Source organism: Alcaligenes aquatilis, assembly GCF_003076515.1.
GTDB lineage: Bacteria > Pseudomonadota > Gammaproteobacteria > Burkholderiales > Burkholderiaceae_B > Alcaligenes > Alcaligenes aquatilis.
In genome coordinates, this window is sequence record NZ_CP022390.1 from 502,027 (window position 1) to 518,943 (window position 16,917).

The 16,917-nt window shown below is 54.8% G+C and carries 13 protein-coding genes and 1 riboswitch; of the genes, 3 read left to right on the plus strand and 10 right to left on the minus strand.

Annotated features, from left to right (window positions below):
- The first annotated feature begins 34 nt into the window (after positions 1-34).
- Together CA948_RS02360 and CA948_RS02365 are read left to right on the plus strand one after the other, a co-directional pair.
- A complete protein-coding gene (locus CA948_RS02360; RefSeq protein ID WP_108727221.1) occupies positions 35-2,752 on the plus strand; it encodes a TonB-dependent receptor in 2,718 nt (905 codons plus the stop codon).
- A gap of 29 nt (positions 2,753-2,781) precedes the next feature.
- Positions 2,782-3,966: a cytochrome-c peroxidase gene (locus CA948_RS02365; protein ID WP_108727222.1), complete on the plus strand. Its 1,185-nt coding sequence runs from the start codon at positions 2,782-2,784 to the stop codon at positions 3,964-3,966.
- Between the two features lie 164 nt (positions 3,967-4,130).
- Here the strand turns inward: CA948_RS02365 and CA948_RS02370 are convergent, their stop codons facing one another.
- The 4 genes from CA948_RS02370 to CA948_RS02385 form a co-directional block, all read right to left on the minus strand.
- Positions 4,131-5,288, minus strand: coding sequence for an iron-containing alcohol dehydrogenase (locus tag CA948_RS02370; protein WP_108727223.1), 1,158 nt, complete (start codon positions 5,286-5,288; stop codon positions 4,131-4,133).
- A gap of 87 nt (positions 5,289-5,375) precedes the next feature.
- A complete protein-coding gene (gene dctP / locus CA948_RS02375; RefSeq protein WP_094196168.1) occupies positions 5,376-6,476 on the minus strand; it encodes a TRAP transporter substrate-binding protein DctP in 1,101 nt (366 codons plus the stop codon).
- Positions 6,477-6,493: 17 nt separating this feature from the next.
- Positions 6,494-7,816, minus strand: coding sequence for a TRAP transporter large permease (locus CA948_RS02380; protein ID WP_094196169.1), 1,323 nt, complete (start codon positions 7,814-7,816; stop codon positions 6,494-6,496).
- Positions 7,806-8,306, minus strand: a complete 501-nt coding sequence (locus tag CA948_RS02385; RefSeq protein ID WP_094196170.1) for a TRAP transporter small permease subunit — start codon at positions 8,304-8,306, stop codon at positions 7,806-7,808. Before CA948_RS02385 ends, CA948_RS02380 begins: the two co-directional genes overlap by 11 nt.
- 50 nt (positions 8,307-8,356) lie before the next feature.
- Between CA948_RS02385 and CA948_RS02390 the strand changes: the two genes are divergently transcribed.
- Positions 8,357-9,496 (plus strand): mechanosensitive ion channel family protein, encoded by a 1,140-nt coding sequence (locus CA948_RS02390; RefSeq protein WP_275263381.1) that lies wholly within the window; start codon positions 8,357-8,359, stop codon positions 9,494-9,496.
- Positions 9,497-9,575: 79 nt separating this feature from the next.
- On the opposite strand, the gene CA948_RS02395 is transcribed toward CA948_RS02390, so the two are convergent.
- From CA948_RS02395 to CA948_RS02420, 6 genes are all read right to left on the minus strand, one after another.
- Positions 9,576-10,886, minus strand: coding sequence for an amino acid permease (locus tag CA948_RS02395; protein WP_230018819.1), 1,311 nt, complete (start codon positions 10,884-10,886; stop codon positions 9,576-9,578).
- A 474-nt stretch (positions 10,887-11,360) separates the two neighbouring features.
- A riboswitch (glycine riboswitch) is annotated at positions 11,361-11,450 on the minus strand.
- A gap of 228 nt (positions 11,451-11,678) precedes the next feature.
- Positions 11,679-12,377 (minus strand): aquaporin Z, encoded by a 699-nt coding sequence (gene aqpZ, locus CA948_RS02400; protein WP_094196172.1) that lies wholly within the window; start codon positions 12,375-12,377, stop codon positions 11,679-11,681.
- A gap of 524 nt (positions 12,378-12,901) precedes the next feature.
- Positions 12,902-13,750, minus strand: coding sequence for a DUF3325 domain-containing protein (locus tag CA948_RS02405; protein ID WP_108727224.1), 849 nt, complete (start codon positions 13,748-13,750; stop codon positions 12,902-12,904).
- Positions 13,747-14,043 (minus strand): DUF3649 domain-containing protein, encoded by a 297-nt coding sequence (locus CA948_RS02410; RefSeq protein WP_108727225.1) that lies wholly within the window; start codon positions 14,041-14,043, stop codon positions 13,747-13,749. Before CA948_RS02410 ends, CA948_RS02405 begins: the two co-directional genes overlap by 4 nt.
- Positions 14,040-15,701 carry a PepSY-associated TM helix domain-containing protein gene (locus CA948_RS02415; RefSeq protein WP_238988637.1) on the minus strand — a complete coding sequence of 554 codons (1,662 nt, stop codon included), beginning with the start codon at positions 15,699-15,701 and terminating at the stop codon, positions 14,040-14,042. Before CA948_RS02415 ends, CA948_RS02410 begins: the two co-directional genes overlap by 4 nt.
- Before the next feature lie 470 nt (positions 15,702-16,171).
- Positions 16,172-16,819, minus strand: a complete 648-nt coding sequence (locus tag CA948_RS02420; protein WP_108727227.1) for a hypothetical protein — start codon at positions 16,817-16,819, stop codon at positions 16,172-16,174.
- Positions 16,820-16,917: the final 98 nt, after the last annotated feature.

Consider the following 16,917-nt stretch of genomic DNA (forward strand, 5'->3'; position numbering starts at 1 on the left):
CCTGAGGGTAGTTGTTTACATAGGATGCTCCATCATGAAGTGCGCTTTGCAGGACACGCCGCCTCTTTTTGCCATGCGCAGGCATGTTCGTTCCGGCGTGGCAACCGACTCTTTTTCTTCTTCCCAAGGCTCGCGCTTTAAGCAGGGGCAAGTGGCTATCTTGATGGCCAGTGTCTTGCTGCTGATGCAGCCCATGCAGGCGCACGCGGCCGGGCCGATCGTGCTGGATATGGCGTCTCAGCCTTTGGCCGATGCACTTTTGCAGATTGGCCGTCAAGCCCAGGTGGAGATCGCGTTTTCACCGGGGCAGGTTCGGGAAAAGCGCGCTGTAGCCTTGCAAGGCGAACTGACGGTTGAGCAGGCTTTGGATACCTTGCTGGCCCCTTGGGGATTGGCGGCCAGAGCACAGGGCGATCAGCGTTATGCGATTGTGACGGCTCCTGTTGCCAAAGGCTTGTCCGTGCTCGACCCTGTCCGTGTCCACGGGCAGCGTGTCGGAGAGCGCCGTTATTCCCGCGAAGAACTGGATCAACGCGCAGCGGGTAACCGTGATCTGTCCAGCCTTCTGGCCGACAACCCGGCTGTTCGTCAGAACGAAGCCGCAAAAACCAGTGCAAATCGTGGCTCTTTGGCGCTGGAAGATATCAGCTTTTATGGGGCCAGCCCCTTCCAGAATCAGTTCCAAATTGATGGCATCAGCTCCACCAATCAGATTGATCCGGCCAGCCGTAATTTGAACCTGCAGGTGGGCAACGTGCCCGCCTATGCTCAGGCCTACAACCTGGATACCCATATGCTGGAGAGCGTAACGGTGCTCGATAGCAGCATTCCCGTGGAGTATGGTCGCTTTACCGGGGGCGTGGTCGATGCCAAGGTGCGAGATCCCAAGGGTGATAACAGCTTTCGTGCGGACTTCAGCTACAACTCCTCGGAGCTAACGTCGCAGACTGTGCCCGAAGAGCAAAAGAAAAAGTTTGGGGCCGGTGAACCGGGTTTCACTCCTGCCTGGACCAAGCGCTTTTCGTCCGCCATGCTGGATGTGGGCATCACGGATAGCACCGCTGCCTTGATCAATGTGTCCCGGCGTGAGTCCAGCATTGATCGCACCATGCGCGTCTTGCACGAGAAGGAGTTCACCGATGTGAATACGAACTCCAAGGACCGTGTCGATAATGTGTTCGCCAAAGTTCATACCCGTTGGAGTGCCAGCACGGACTCCGCCCTGACCTTCAAGTACGCGGATCGGCGCGAGGACCTGGTGGATTCCGGCATCCTGGCCAATCGGGTTCAGTGGCAGCATCAACAGAAAGCTTATGGTCTGGGTTTCGATCTGAACCATGACTTTGGGTGGGGGCTAGGCCGTGTGCAACTGGGTTATGACCAGATGAACAGCTACCGTAATTCCGACGGCACGGAGTACATGGTCAATATGGTGTTTTTGCCCAATGGCCGACCAGACTACACCTATATCAGCGGCGGGTTTGGGCAGGAATCCACCGAGCAGCGCAACCTGACCTTGAAGTCCCGACTGGAGTTCAAGCCGTTCCAGACCGGGGCCATTGAACATACGCCTTATGTGGGTTTTGAGCTGGCCCACACCAAGGGAGAGTTTGTCCGTCATCAGGATGCGTATGGGGGGCAAAAACGTCATTACAGCGGTGGGCAAGCTAGCAAGGTCCAGACCTTGAACTACTACCGTGCTGGAGAGGTGGGAGTCAGCTATACCAATGCATCCGTTTATGTGTCGGATCGCCTGGCCTGGCAGAATCTGGCCCTGACCACGGGCTTGCGCATGGATAAAGACAATTACTTTGGCAACACCAATCTGGCGCCACGTACCTTGCTGGAATGGGATGTGCTGGGAACAGGAGAAACTCGCCTGTCAGGTGGCTGGTCGCGTTATTACGGCATGGATATTCTTGGAACCGCCATGCGTGAGCGCAAGAGCCAACTACACACTTTGTTGGTGACGGGGGGCAAGCCGGTCGACCGGCCGTCGCACACGGCCTACAAGCTGGATGGGCTGAGAACACCGTATGACGACGAGTGGGCCTTGCGCTTGCAGCAGCAGTTATCAAGCAAGGTGGCCGCCGAGCTGGCCTATGTACGCCGTTATGGTCGTCAACAAGTCTCTCTCGAAGGGCTGGCCAAGACAGGCTACACCTACACGAACAACGGTAAGTCCAAAACGGATGCTTTTACCTTGAGTCTGATGAGCACGGCCCCTTGGACCTTGGGTGAGAGCCTGTGGACAGCGCGTGTGGATGTGACTTATCAGCACAGCAAGCGCAATAACAAGCTGGCTGATGGCTACGATGGCGAGGCCGAAGCACAGGAGGAGAACATCTATTACAACGGTGACCTGATACGCCGGGGTGATCGTCCAGTGGGGGATTACAACCTGCCTTGGCGAGTCAGTGCCGGTGTGACTGGTAGGTGGGCGCGTTATGGTTTGCAGATGAACAACCGGATCAACTGGAACAGTGCGCGCATGGATGTGCATTATGTGGGTCTGAGTCGGAACGACGGACTGGAAAAGTATGAGTCCGGTCGGGTCGGTTCCTATTGGACCTGGGATATGCGCCTGGATTGGGAGCCGGCCATGCTTAAAGGTCTGGGCCTGGGGCTGGATGTGCTAAACGTGCTGGACAAGCAAGCACCCGTAGTGGTCTCGACACCGACTTCGGTGCTGAACCCGAACCTTTATCGCACAGGACGAGAGCTGTGGTTGCGCGCTTCCTATCGATATTAAAAGGGGGGCGAGCAGGCGCAAGTTTGCTGATGGTGGCACTGGCAACCGTGCTGCCAGGAGCCGCTTGCGCGGCGGGGGGAGTGGAGACAGGAGCGGAGCAGAAGCTTGGCTCAGGTTTAGCTTCTGCTCCTGTGCTCACTACGGGGCCTTCCGCGTCGGAGATAACAGAGCAATCCTGTGGAGCTAAGGACAGGCTGGAGGCCGAGTGTCTACGCATCCTCTATAAAAATGTCCCCGCTCAATGGCCTGCGCCCACTATTGATCCGGGGCAGCCCTGGCAAGAGTGGGGGCCCGTGCCGGGGCCGGGCTCCAGCGCCCAGCCCCAGGCGGCAGAGGATGCCAGGAACACACAGATTGTTTCCTTGGGTGCCCGGTTATTTTTTGATAAGCAACTGTCCCGCAAAAAGCAGATTTCTTGTGCGTCCTGTCATCAGCCGGACAAGTCCTTTACCGATGGCAAAGCCTCCGCCGTCGGGGAGGACGGCTTGATGGGCAAGCGCCGTACTCCGCCCTTGTTTGCTGCGCCGTTTGCCAAAGCTTTGTTCTGGGATGGCCGTGCCAACACCTTGCAGGAGCAAGTTGTTGGCCCTATTGAAAATCCGCTGGAAATGAACCATGCCTTGAGTGACTTGATGCCGCGTTTGCAGGAGTCAGAGGACTATAGACAGGCATTTCAACAAGCCTTTGGCGCATCCTCATCCAATCCCATCGACGCCGCGCGATTGGCCCGAGCCTTGGCCGCTTATGTAGTCACCCTCCGTCCGGCAGCAACGCGCTTTGATGACTTTATCGCCGGAGATATGGCCGCTTTGAATGATCAGGAGCTGATCGGCCTGCATCTGTTTCGTACCAAGGCGCGTTGCATGAACTGTCATAACGGCCCCATGTTGACGGACAACGGTTTTCACAATATTGGCCTGTCTTTTTATGGACGTCGTTTGCAGGATCTGGGGCGGTTCGAGTGGAGCCGAGACCCCGCTGATCTGGGCTTGTTCCGCACTCCCAGTTTGCGTAATGTCGCCAAGGCCGGTCCCTGGATGCACAATGGTTTGTTCCCCAGTCTGGACGGTCTGCTGCGTATGTACGATGCGGCAATGGGCCCGGACCCTAAAGAAACCGGTCCATTGGTGCCGCGTAAGTCTGAACGGATCCGGGAGCTGAACTTGAGTGACGAGGAAATCCAGGCTTTACGTGCTTTTCTGGAGGTCTTGTAGTGATCAAAGCAGGCCAAACCTGACTGGCGGGCACAAAAAAAACGATCGTGTTTACCACGATCCAGATTGCTGATGAACCCCACGTTTTTTGATTTGGGGTTTATTTTTTATTTTCGTTGCGACGAGCAGGAGTGGGCCAAGACACGACTGTTCTTGAAGGCCGCTTAGGTCCAGAGTTGAGCATACAGGGCCTCAATCTCTTCTTGAGACGCAAGCCGGGGGTTATTGTTGGGTGATCCTGAAGCCAGGGCTTGTTGGGCCATGGTTGGGCGTAGAGAGTCAAAATGTGATTGCTCAATACCGAGGGCACGTAGGCTGGGAACCTGCAAGTTCTGGTTAAGTTGATGTAATGTGCTCAGCAGTTTTTGATTGGCCAGGGTGTCGTTATCCTCAGGTGCAGCGAACCCTAAGGCTCGGGCACATTGTGCATAGCGTTCAGGGGCTGCCGGGATGGAGAAGGCCGTGACCGTTGGTAGTAGGATGGCATTGGACAGACCATGCGGAACATGAAAGAAGGCGCCGATGGGGCGGCTCATACCATGCACCAGTGCCACTGAAGCGGCAGAAAAGGCAACACCTGCCAGGCTCGCTCCAAGCATCATGGCTTCACGGGCAGGACGGTTTTGACCGTCCTGGTAGACTCGCTCCAGGTTGGGACCGATCAGGTTCATTGCCGCCAAGGCCTGGCTGTCACTGTAGGCATTGGCCTTGCGACTGACATACGCTTCGATAGCGTGTGTCATGGCGTCAATGCCGGTGTCGGCAGTCGTGCGCGGCGGGACTGTCAGAGTCAACTCATAGTCGATCAGCGCTGCGTCCGGTACAAAGGCCGGGCCAGTGCACAGTAGCTTTTCGTCGTTTTGTTCGTCGGTAATGATGGTGAAACGGGTGAACTCAGAGCCGGTGCCGGCCGTAGTGGGGATGGCAATCAGAGCAAGCCCTTTGCGGGTGACGTGGGCTGGAACGGCGTAGTCTCGGATCGTACCGCCATGACGGCTCAGAACGGAAATGGCTTTGGCGCTATCAATCGGGCTGCCACCGCCCAAGGCAATCAAGACATCGTACGTATTGCTGCTGGCTTGAACGACACCGGCCTGAATCGAGGCGGCGGTGGGTTCGGGGACAGTCTCGGAAAAGATATCGCAGTGTATGTTGTGCTGGGCCAGCAAAGTCTGGACCCGCTGTGGATGGCCTAACGAGACCATGGTGGGGTCGGTAATGAGAAGCGCTTTCTGGCAGTGCATCGAGCGCAGCAAATCGGGTAGTTGCTCTAGAACACCACCACCAATCAGTAAGCTGCCGGGTAAAGAGATCAAACTCATGACGGTCTCATTGTTGCGGGGTCTGGCGAGTTAAAAAACGATAGTGGCGAACCACTATCGTTTTCTGACTCATGAACGAGCAGGCTCTTACTTCATGCAGGCCTTGATTTTTTCCAGGTCCGGGCCGTCAATGGGGCGTCCCAGATTAAAGGGCATGGAGGTCTCGCGCCAGTCTTTGTAGTCTTGCAGGTATTCGATCTGGCTGGCATAGACTTTGGCGGCATCGGGGTTGCTGCAGGCCACGGAAATCATGACCTCGTTGGTTACCTGCTGAATGGTTTTCAGACTTTCGTCATCCATGCGGTGGATTTGAACACCCGCTTTTTGGAAGGTGCGCAAACCTTCGGTGGCTCGTTTTTCGGTAAAGGCAATGGACCACATCATGGTTGCGTCGGCGGCAATCTTCAGCTTTTCTTTGGTGGTGTCGCTCAAGGCATCCCAAGCCGCTTTATTGATCATGACGCCAAATACAGAGGCAGATTGATGCCAGCCGGGTGTGGACCAGTGCTTGGTGACTTGATGCAGGCCCGCCGAGACATCCACGTTGGGCGTCGAGAACTCGGCGCCGTCAATCACGCCGCGCTCCAGCGATTGATACAGCTCCTGGCCGGCCATCGATACCTGGGTGCCGCCGATTTTCTCCAGCACCTGACCTTGTTCCAGACCGGATAAGCGCAGGCGCTTGCCTTTTAGCTCTTCCAGGTTACGAATGGGGGTGTTGGTGCGAAAGCCCGACTCATTATTGGTAATGGCATAGGGCAGATAGACCATGCCGTATTTACCGTAAATCTCGTTATAGAGCTCTGCACCGCCCCATTCTTTGATCCAGTTGGCATAGTCAATGGCATTGAACAAGCTCGAGTGCGTGGCCAGCGGGGAGAAGGCTGGGTTACGGCCTGCCCAATAGCCGGGCCAGTCGGCACCGGCCTGAATGGTGCCGGACTCTACCGCGCTAAAGACCTCACCGGTTGGGACAAGAGAGCCGCCTTCAAAAAATTCAATTTTCAGCTCGTCGCCGACCAGCTTATTGGCAAGCTCGACCCACTTTTTGTCCATCTCCACTAATTCGATGGAGGCGGGCCAGGTGCTGGTCATTGTCCATTTTTGAGGGGCTGCCTGGCTAAGGCCTGTCATGCTGAGCAGAGCGGCTGTGGTCAGTGCGGTGAGTATCTTTTTTGTTGGCTTCATGGTGTCTCCTAGTTGTATTAACTGCCGTACAGCACGTGTGGTAGCCATGTGACCAGATTGGGGAAAATGGCTATCAATATACACATGAGAATGACCAGGAAAATAAACGGAATAACCCCCGTAATAATTTCCGTAGTTTTGACTGAGGGAGGGGTAATGGCACGCAGATAAAACAGGGCGTATCCAAAAGGAGGGGTCAGGAATGAGGTTTGCAACACAACAGCAACCAAAACAACAAACCACAGCAGGCTGACTCCCATTTCCTGAACGATGGGCAACAGAATGGGGAAGGACAGCAGCACAATACCCGTCCAGTCCAGGAAACAGCCCAGGATAAAGACAATCAGCAGCATCACCACGATCAGCAGCCAGGGCTCCATATCCAGGCCGCGCATGATGTCCTGGACCGCACCCAGTCCGCCCGTAATGTTGAACACTCCGGTAAACGCCGTGGCACCGACCACAATGAACAGGATCATGGCCGAGGTGCGACCCGTTTCATACAGGGCATTAAAGAAGGTGCGCCACTGGAATTTGCCTCGGAAAATGACGATCAGCAAGGACAGCAAGACCCCGATGGCTGATGCCTCTGTGGCCGTTGCAATACCCGCTAGCATCGAGCCCAAAATACCCAGAATCAGGAAAATAGGTGGGACGGCCTCCAGGAGCAACATTTTGATCAGGGCCGGTTTTGAGATCTGTTCTTCCGGCTCGACGGACGGGGCTCGTTCGGGGTGTCGCCAGGCAATAAAGACGACCCAGGCGGCATAGAGCAAACCCAGTAGCACGCCTGGAATCAGGGCGCCTGCAAACAGCTCGCCAATGGACAGCGGTGAGTAGCTGGCCATCAGGATCAGCATGATGGACGGTGGGATCAAAATGCCCAGGCACCCCGAGGCGGCGATCACGCCGGTGGTCAGCTTGGGGCAATAGCCATATTTCAGCATGGGGCGTAATGCCATCATGCCGGTGACGGTGATAGAGGCGCCGATAATGCCGGTGGTCGCCGCCAGCAAAATGGAGAGAAAAACAACGGCAAGTGCCAGGCCACCGCGCACCCGCGACATTAAAAGTCGCAGGGCCTCGAACATCTTGTCCGTGACTTCCGAGTCGGACAGAAAGCGGGCCATCAAGATGAACAAGGGAATGGCGATCAGCGTGTAGTTGTCCAGAACATCGCCATAGATGCGGTTGACGACAATGCCCAAGACCATGGGTTTGCCGGCAATGAGCGTACCAATAACGGCTGTTCCACCCAGAACGAAAGCCAAGGGATGGCCCATGAATAGGCCCAGCAACAGCAGGCCACCCATCAGCAGTGCAATCAACTCAGGCGTCATGATGGCCGGGCTCCTTTTGGGTCAGCAGACGGATTACCTCGGCAATACCTTGAATCAGCAACAGGGCGGCAGCCACCACCATGGAAATCTTCAGTGGGTAAACGGGCAGTTGAACGGCGCCGTAGGTCGTTTCACCTTGGGCCAAAGAACGCATGGCAAACTCATAGCTGCGAGTCAGAAATACCCAGGCGAAGGGGAAGAAGAAAATGAGGTAGCCCGCAAGCTCAGTCCATTTGCGAGCGGTAGGGGAAAACTTTTGGATCAGCAGGTCAACGCGGACATGAGATTGATGCTTGAGGGCATAGGCGCCCAACATCAAAAAGTAAAAACCGTAGAGCTGCTTGGTGGCATCAAATGTCCATCGGGTAGGCTGATTGAGCACATATCGCATGAACACTTCATAAATAATAATGGTGGCAAAAATAATGGCGATAAATGAGAGGATTTTGCCGATGAATTCATTGAGTGAGTCAATAGCCTTTAAAACCATCGTTTTCCTTTGGCGCGAATTGTTATTGTTTCAGACTGACGGTTTAGTCTATGAGCAAGGCAAGCCCTGTCACAACGTGGGTTTACCCTTACGTAAACCTAACTCGTTATAATCGCTTGGCCAAGGACGGCGCAATCGGAGGAAAAGTGCAGGATCACACCTTGTTGATCAAATACCTGACAGGTATGGGGATCTTTCTGGCCTGCTTGCTGGCGGCATTTATTCTGGCTTTTATGAGACATCGTCGGCGCAAGTGGTCGCACAATGTCATCGCGCAAATCGTGCAGTTGGGCTTGTTGTACGGCGCCATTGCGGTTGCCCGCCAGTACGTAAACATGGCTATTGCCGATTACCACGTGACGTTGGTGACACCGCGCATGGTCGATTTTGTGGCTGTGCTGACGGCAGCGGCGGTGTTGATGCATACGTTGTCGCTGTTGATCAACCGTCTGGAGAAAACGCAGCTTAGCAAAGGGCGGGATCCGACCTCGGCACGCCTGATTGCACGGGTGTTGAAGTTCGGCGCATTTGTTCTCATGTTGCTGTTTTTTGGCGAGCACTTCGGATTAAGTATGTCCGGACTGTTGGCCTTTGGTGGTATCGGCGGCATTGCGATCGGTATGGCAGGCAAGGATATTTTGAGCAATGTCTTCTCCGGCGCCATGTTGTACTTTGATCGTCAGTTCAAGATTGGCGACTGGATACGTTCGCCTGATCGCAATATTGAAGGGACGGTGGTTGAGATTGGTTGGCGCCTGACCAAGATCATGACGTTTGATAAACGGCCGCTTTATGTGCCCAACTCCTTGTTTTCTTCCATCAGTGTGGAAAACCCGGGCCGCATGACGAACCGGCGGATCAATACCGAGGTGGGGTTGAGGTATGAGGATGCCGGCAAGCTGCGCGGTATTGTGGATGATATTGGCCAGATGCTGGCTCAACACCCTGATATTGATCAGACACAGACGACGCTGGTCTATTTCAATGCCTTTGCAGACTCATCACTGAACATCATGGTGTATTGCTTTACCAAAACAACTCAGTGGGCCGAGTGGTTGGGCATTCAGCAGGATGTGTATTTGAAGATTATTGATATTGTGCAGCAGCACGGTGCCGATTTTGCCTTCCCCAGTCAAACTTTGTATGTGGCGAAGGGGGGCGAGCCAGAAGGGGCAGCCCGGACCGAGTAAACACACAGCTCCAGCAGTACGGCTAGTCCCGGTGGCGGCAGCACAGTGCGGGGGCGCACTGTGCTGTGTCCTGCTTGGTTTAGCGTACGCTTTGCGTCGCCAGACTCAGGGCCAGATCTTGTTTCATGCGTTTCTTGTAGAAAGGCAGGCAAATAAGCAGAGCCAGGAACCAGAAAGGTGTGGCAATCAGGCCGATCAGGGTTTCTTCTTCCTGGCTGAACAGGTACAGCGCAAAGGCAAAGAACACCAGAGTCAGATAGCACATGGGAATGGCAAAGGGCATTTTGTAGCTTGATGCAGCGTGTGCCTCAGGCCGAACCCGGCGGTACTTCAGGTAGGTGATCAGGATCACGGCCCAGACAAAGATAAAGCAGATGCTGGCCACGGTGGTCACAATTGTGAACACACGCATCACATCGCCTTCTGCGTATAGCAGGAACAGGCTGGACAGCAAAAGGGCGCACGAATAGATCAGACCATTGCGGGGAGTACCGTTACGCGACAGTTGGCTGAAGGCTTCGGGAGCCAGCTTGTTCTTGGAGAGACCGTACAACATGCGGCCCGTGGAGAACATGCCGCTATTGGCGGACGACAGGGCCGAGGTCAGCACCACAAAGTTGATGATGGCTGCTGCGGCACCCACGCCAATCAGCAAGAACATGTTCACAAACGGACTCTTGTTGGGCGCGACAATATCCCAAGGGGTGACGGTCATGATGGCGGTCAGGGCCAACACGTAAAACACAATCACGCGAACCGGAATCTTGTTGATGGCTTTGGGCAGGTTCTTGGCAGGGTCAGCCGTTTCAGCCGAGGCGGTACCCACCAGTTCGATACCCACAAAAGCAAAGATGGCGATCTGGAAAGCGGCAAAGAAACCATTCAAACCATTGGGGAACATCCCGCCGCGATCCCATAAATGGGTCAGGCTGGCTTTTTCGCCGGTTGGGCCCACAAAGCCGGTAAACAGCAGGTACGCGCCCACACCAATCAGTGCCACGATGGCAATGATCTTGACCAGGGCAAACCAGAACTCGAGCTCGCCAAACAATTTGGCCGACAGCAGGTTAAAGATCAGCAAAAAGGCAATACAAGCCAGACCGGGTAGCCACAGTGGAATGTCCGGCCACCAGAATTGGGTATAGCCGGTAATGGCGACAATATCGGCAATGCCAATAACTACCCAGCAGAACCAGTAACTCCAGCCTAGAAAGTAGCCCATGGTGGGCCCGAGAATATCGGCGGAAAAATCCACAAAAGATTTGTATTCCAGGTTATGCAGGAGCAATTCTCCCATTGCCCGCATAACAAAAAATAAAAAGAAGCCGATGATCATGTAGGTAAACAAGACCGAGGGTCCGGCCAGACTAATGGTGCGGCCTGATCCCATAAATAGCCCGGTGCCGATAGCGCCTCCAATTGCTATCAGTTGCAGATGCCGGTTTTTCAACGAGCGTTGCAGTCCAGATGAATGTTGCTGAGACACACTGTACTCCTAGTTTTTTTTCGTTCAAATGCGTAATTATGACTGTGCTGCGAGAAAACAATGGGCACAACCCGTCCTCAAGAACGGTTTTCTTGATGCCGATCTACATAAAGTAGGGAGCGCACAGCAGTCCTCCTTGTTCTGACGACATGAAATGCCAAAACAGACCTGTGTGCGAATAAAAATGGGAATAAAGGGGTGGTGTGCCAGGCGGTCAGACAAGGCGCCTGACTATCTGCTCATAAATAGGCTCCGGACAAATAGGTGGACAAAGACCATATGGCCTTTGTACCCCCTCTGTCCGTTTACCTGAGAGCTTATCCATCGGCGGGCGACGGTCCCCTTCGGTGGGCACTGATGTGCCTCTCTCCAGAACGTCAAGGGTTCAAGATTCTTTTGCCTGAGAGATTCCGGGGTCGTTGCTCCGTCGGCGCTTCATCAAGGTGAAGACTCTCACCTGAACCGTTATTGACGTCGCTATTGTATAGACAGGTAAAAAGCGATGACTACTATCGTTAACCTGTAGGTAATCGATGAGAATGGTTCTTGTTTATCGGTAAGGTTTGTGCTGGACATTTTGCCGTGACGTCACCAAGGATGCGTCCTTTGCACAGAGCCGCATTGTCTTGAATCGGGCAGGCTGCCTTGCTCCAGACGATGCGGCTCTTTTGTTCTGCATGCCGATGTCAGTGTTGCTTACTCGTCGTTGGCATGTAAAAAGCGATACACCAAGGCGCCGATCACACCACCAATCAAGGGGGCCACCCAGAACAGCCACAACTGTTCCATGGCCCAGGTGCCTTGGAAAAAGGCCACGCCGGTGGAACGGGCAGGGTTCACGGAGGTGTTGGTGATGGGGATGCTGATCAGGTGAATCAAGGTCAGCGCCAGACCAATCGCCACACCGGCCAGGCCAGCGTGACCACGCTTGTGAGTCGCACCCATGATGATGAACAGGAAGAAGGCGGTCAGCACAATTTCTGCGATCAGGGCCGCGTTGCGGCTGTAATTGCCTGGCGAGTGCTCGCCAAAGCCGTTGGAGGCAAAGCCTGCCACGGGATCAAAGCCGGCTTTGCCGCTGGCGATCAGGTACAGAACGCCGCCGGCCAGCAGGCCGCCGATAACTTGGGCAAGGATGTAGGGAATAGCGTCACGAGCGGGGAAGCGTCCGCCAGCGACCAGCCCCAGCGTGACAGCCGGATTGATGTGGCAACCAGAGATATTGCCAATGGCATAGCACATGGTCAGCAAGGTCAGGCCAAAGGCCAAGGCTACTCCGGCAAAACCAATTCCCAGTTCAGGATAGGCAGCGGCAAAGATCGCACTTCCGCAGCCCCCAAAGACCAGCCAGAAAGTGCCCAGCGTTTCTGCGGTGCATCGTTTAATTAAAGACATGATATGGCCCTGTTAGTGATGTAACACGGCAGCATTCTAGCGATAAGCACGGTTCACCCACTGAAGGAAAGGAAAACAACTGTCAAAAGTTTTCCTTTGTTGAGGGTGGTGTTTTTTTATAGTAAATGTGAGAAATGTGCTTAAGGTGGCAGTTTGTGTCAGATGCAGGGTTTTGTTGGAATTGCGAAGAATTGCTGCTTTTTGGGATGGCGTTATAAGTAATTTGTGGGCTAATTTTTTAGCTGCTTTGAATGAAATTTAAAAATCAGGGGTGCGAAATAAAGATGAAACAGGGAAAGTTGTTTATATAAATAGTTATTTGATGCTTTGTTTACGAGTTTAGATTTTCAGTAATTGAGGAGGCGGATTTTGGGACGTATTTATTCTGACGTCTTTATTGGTTTTATGTTTTCTTGATGTGTTTTGCTTTTTAAACATTGGCTAGTGAGTATCAGTGGAAAATCCGAATCGCGTAGGAATAAAAAAAGGGCCAAGATGCTTGGCCCTTTCGGTTTAGGTCACGCTTACGGCATTTGCTCAATGAAAGCCGCTGTCACGGGTGATACCTGGTGGAAATCAAAAGCCTGATGGTAGATTTCTCCATTCTTGGCTTCTACAGTTAGCCATAGTTGATGCTCAACCTCACTATTGGGCGGGATGGCAATTTCTACCGATCGTGTCCAGCGTGTGCTGTTAAACGCCTGACGGGGTGTAGGCATAGGCTCGGGCTTGCTGACTTGCAGATAGGCGCGGCGTATATGCGGGTCGCAGGCTTGGCAAAAGCGAATCTGGAACGCTTTGCGATGTGCGCCGGTGGGCCCGCTGATAGGGGCTTGGTCATTCGTTTCAGCCAGTGCAAACGACCACGGACCAATCTGACTTTGCAGGGCATTGTTGCCAAATACAGGCTGCGGGCCTTGCTGCGTCAGATAAATCACGAAGGCAGCAGGGATGGCCAGAAGGCTGCTGGCCAAGACTAGGCTACGTGTAGACATGCGTGATGCCGATTCAGTGTTACCTATTCCAGCCGCTTTAGGCGCTGCCTTCGCAACTGGCGTAGGTTTGGCCCGCACAGGTTTCTTTTCCTGCCAAGGCCACCAGGGCAGGTAAAAGGTCAGTCCGGCTCCGGCCATGGTCAGCCAGCCCAGCCAGGCAACCGTGCCGATGCTCCAGCCCCAGCCTTGCCAGCACAAGAGCCAAGCCACGGCCAGAAAAGGCCAGCCGATTAAACGAAAGATCCGCCTTTCCTGCTTGCGAGGCGCGCGATGCAGCAGAAATTCACCCTGGCGATCGCTGGCCAAGGCCAGGCAGATAAAGCCCGCCAGACTGCTGATAAATACGGCCAGATTTAGCCACAGGCTGGTATTGCTCATGGCAGCCCTCCTTCCGGCATCACCAGAAAGCAGAGCAAGGCGATCAAAGCGGTAGGCAGCACCATGCCCAACCAGGCGCGAGTGGCACTTTTGGTACTGAACACCCACATGACGGCGATGGTGTACCAGACAAAGCTCAACATATTGGCCGCCAGGACAGCCTGGGCTCTGGGCAAAGGCCAGAGCAAGGTCAGCAATACGGTGGCGGCGTCTGCCAAGGCGTAGCCACCCACCGTGGCGGCCACGATGCGCGACAACACTTGCAGGCGGTAACGAGGAGTCAGTCCACTCATCCGTTCACTCCCGCAGTATGCAAGTTGGCAGGGGTTGCGGTTTTTTTAGACAGGCTGGCAATGTGCCATTTACGTTTCATTTTTATGGCGATATAGATAAAGATGGCGGCCAGGCCAAGCATGCTCAGGTCAAAGCCTGCCAGCCCCCAGTCGCCATGGGTGACGGTAACGCCCAGATGGCGGTCGGTCGTCAGCAGGTTCAGGACGGGAATCAGGCCATAGGCGGCGGCTGTCAGGTAGAGCAGTTCCAGCCAGGCGCGCTTCAAGGGTCGCCAGCAGGCATACAGGAAGGACCAGCCCCAGACCAGAAACAGCACATGAAATTCCCAGGCGGCGCGGTCGGCCATAGTGACCGGCAAGAGGCGGTTGGCCCAGAAGTAGGCGGCCAGACCTAGCGGCAAACCGGCCAGGGTTCCGGCATTCAGGATTTCCACCAGACGCAGGCCCGCCGCATCAAAGCGCTCGGATACGCTCAGCGCGGTGGCTTTGGACAGGCGCTTTTGATGATGGGTGCGGCGTTTTACGGTCCACAGCACCAGGCCCGTTCCAATAACGGCGCAGCCCAGCAAACCAGAAATAAAGTACAGCCAGCGCAACCACCATTCGGCAAATGCGCCTTCGTGCAAGGCCAGCAGCACGCGGTGTGTGTCCCCCGTGATATTGCTCGTGTTGTCCGGCTTCATGGCGCTGCCATCGATGGCGTTAAAGCGCAGGGTTTCGGCACGGGTCCAGTACACGCCCGTCACGCCGGTGCGGCGCAGTTCTACATAAGCTTGGCTATCTGCCGGATGCGTAATGTGTACCGAGGCAATGCTGTTCTTGCCCCAGGTTTGTTCAGCGCTGTGCATCATCGCGCTTAACGGAGCCTGCGGCATGCTGACGGGCAGGAAGTCATGTTTTTGCTGGCGAATATCCTGGAAGTAAGCCTGTCGTCCTTCCTCTGTTGCGCCGTACATGATCTCTCGTCCGGTCGGCATATAGAAGGACATGAAAAAGATCAGGCCCGTGTAGGTAATCATCAGGAAAAAGGGCAGGGACATCACGCTGACGATATTGTGTGCGTCCAGCCAGGAGCGTTGTCCCTTGCCGGGTCTGAAGGTGAAAAAGTCGGTAAAGATCTTTTTGTGTGTCACCACGCCCGTCATGACGGCCAACAGCATCAGCATGGTGCAGATACCGACCAGCCAGATAGCGACGGGGTACGGCATGTAGTGCAGCGCATAGTGCATGCGATACAGACCCGTGCCACCAGCGGTGGCGCGGGGTTCTGTTTCTGGTTGAATCTGGCCGGTGACCGGGTCCAGTTCCTCGACCCCGCGACGGCCACGCTGACCGGGTTGGGACATTTCTTCCCAGGCAATGGACAGCCCGTGCGTGGCACGTGGGTTCAGGGCTTGATGCGGCAGGGTAATGGTCCAGGCTTTGGAGTCTGCCGGGGCATGTGTTTGTAGCTGCGTCAGGGCCTGATCCAGCATCTGGCTGGATTGCTCAGGTAGAACTTGCATGGGCAAGGGACGCTCGGGCTCCATCCAGCGGGTGATTTCATCGTCTACATAGCCTGCCGTGCCCGTGACGAAGACGAAAAACAGGATCCAGCCCACTACCAGACCGACCCAGGTATGCAGCCATGCCATACATTGGCGAAATGACTCTTTCACGCTGACGCGCCTCCTACTTCAGCACCGTCTCCGGGTGCTGGATTGATAACTGGAAAACTGAGAAAAGCCGTGCTTGCCTGGCCGCTGCGGGTGACGGATGGAATCCGCTCTTCTTGGACGCTGCACTCGTCATGCAAGCCGCGTTTTTCAGGACGCGAAAAGCGGGTGACAGAGAAGGAAAGAGGGCATCAGGCTTAAAACAACGGCAAAATAATAGCAATCATTCTCATTACGGTGTAAGAATTCGCCAGGATTCAAGGTTTTATTCAGAAATCAATGCGACGCCATAGCTGTTTTGGCGTTTCCCATAGGGGGGAGGGCGCAGTTGAGGGGGGGCTGGTGGGACTTGGAAGGGAGTAAACCTTGTCGGCTCCAGGCTGACGTACCTTAGGCTGAGGACTGACCGCCGGGGAGGGACAGACGGGAATAGGCTTTGCAGGCATAACCCCCCTACTACCCAATCTTATGGCTTATAGCGCTTTAACCGCACGTAAAGCGGCCACCCCCGCTTTTGCAGCTTGCGGATGAGGATGGGCACTGCATAGTTCGGCAATGGTCAGCAAATCGGCCCGAGGCCGTTTTTTGATTTCCTGCGCCAGGACTTCGCTTAAAAAGAAGTTGTCGGCGCTGGCCAGCCTTCTTAGCAAAGGAAAGTCTTGCAAGTCCAGGCTGGGAATGAGCGGGATAGCGATTTCTTCATGTTCATCGTTCCCGCACAAATGGGTGATGAAATTGCTCAAGCCCGTTTGATCAGGACACAAGGGTGTGTGTGATGGATGCAGCTCACTCAAGCAACAAGACCGTTCCAGCGCCTGTTGGGCTGCCGTCAGAAAGGCTGACAAAGACGGGAATACAATGCGGCTGTCGTCGTCGTGGGATAAGTAAAACACCTGCCCGGCCAGTGGGGATTCGCAGACCCAGACATGGTGACTGCTGGTATCGGGATCGTCCAGAATCAGACCGCCCAGGGCGTCCAGCGTGGGGTGGCCGCTGAACTGTTCGCTGAAGGCTTGGGCCTGAACGAAGGGGAGCAAGTTTACTTCCTGATCGAAGCGCTCGGCATACAGGCCTTGTTCGACTTGTTTGAAGTAGTCGTCACATTCTGCTGTCAGGCTCATGTTGTGCGGCTCGCTTGAAAATGGATCGAGTCTTTATACCTGAACTGCCCATGGATGCGGTAAGAATTTCCATTAAACAGGCCCCGGCTACCAAGGTA

Coding starts and splice junctions, on each gene's coding strand:
- CA948_RS02420 (WP_108727227.1), bottom strand. CDS start 16,819: ATGAGCCTGACAGCAGAATGTGACGACTACTTCAAACAAGTCGAACAA.
- CA948_RS02385 (WP_094196170.1), bottom strand. CDS start 8,306: ATGGTTTTAAAGGCTATTGACTCACTCAATGAATTCATCGGCAAAATC.
- CA948_RS02410 (WP_108727225.1), bottom strand. CDS start 14,043: ATGAGTGGACTGACTCCTCGTTACCGCCTGCAAGTGTTGTCGCGCATC.
- aqpZ (WP_094196172.1), bottom strand. CDS start 12,377: ATGTCTTTAATTAAACGATGCACCGCAGAAACGCTGGGCACTTTCTGG.
- CA948_RS02390 (WP_275263381.1), top strand. CDS start 8,357: ATGAGCAAGGCAAGCCCTGTCACAACGTGGGTTTACCCTTACGTAAAC.
- CA948_RS02360 (WP_108727221.1), top strand. CDS start 35: ATGAAGTGCGCTTTGCAGGACACGCCGCCTCTTTTTGCCATGCGCAGG.
- CA948_RS02370 (WP_108727223.1), bottom strand. CDS start 5,288: ATGAGTTTGATCTCTTTACCCGGCAGCTTACTGATTGGTGGTGGTGTT.
- CA948_RS02395 (WP_230018819.1), bottom strand. CDS start 10,886: ATGGGATCAGGCCGCACCATTAGTCTGGCCGGACCCTCGGTCTTGTTT.
- CA948_RS02380 (WP_094196169.1), bottom strand. CDS start 7,816: ATGACGCCTGAGTTGATTGCACTGCTGATGGGTGGCCTGCTGTTGCTG.
- dctP (WP_094196168.1), bottom strand. CDS start 6,476: ATGAAGCCAACAAAAAAGATACTCACCGCACTGACCACAGCCGCTCTG.
- CA948_RS02365 (WP_108727222.1), top strand. CDS start 2,782: ATGGTGGCACTGGCAACCGTGCTGCCAGGAGCCGCTTGCGCGGCGGGG.
- CA948_RS02405 (WP_108727224.1), bottom strand. CDS start 13,750: ATGAGCAATACCAGCCTGTGGCTAAATCTGGCCGTATTTATCAGCAGT.